This is a genomic window from Enterocloster sp. 210928-DFI.2.20, from assembly GCF_020554465.1.
GTDB lineage: Bacteria > Bacillota > Clostridia > Lachnospirales > Lachnospiraceae > Enterocloster > Enterocloster bolteae.
Map to the genome: position 1 here is coordinate 1 of NZ_JAJCHK010000110.1, position 432 is coordinate 432.

At 47.9% G+C, this 432-nt stretch carries 1 pseudogene; it reads right to left on the reverse strand.

Annotation, left to right across the window (positions count from 1 at the left end):
- Positions 1-209 precede the first annotated feature (209 nt).
- A pseudogene (locus LI015_RS29140) lies at positions 210-432 on the reverse strand (hypothetical protein); the annotation flags it as partial.

Here is a 432-nt window from a genome sequence, read left to right on the forward strand (position 1 = left end):
TGTAATCCTTAAAATGTCTCTGTACATCCAGCACACGGTTGATGATTTCCGGGTCTGCCGGGTTGAACCGGATAATCCGCGTCGGGTCGTCATTTACCGTGAAGCTCTCATAGCCATCATCAAACAACAGGCTCTTCATTTTTTTTGCCATCAGGTTTTACCTCCTCTTTGACTTCTGCCAGCGGCACAGCCGCCGCTGGCTCCGTTCTTCATGCATCTGCTGTAAACGTCTTTGTAGCAAGTACAAACTTACCCTTAACCCTGTTTCCAGTGTGGTGCACATTAAATGGAATCTGATACCCAGTGGTATCTCCGCCATAGCTGGACACTTCAATGATTGCATCTTCCTTATACGCCACATAGGTACCTTCCGCTGATTCAACTGGTTCCCACAGATGTACTTCCACCACACTGGTCTTAAGGTCATCCAGG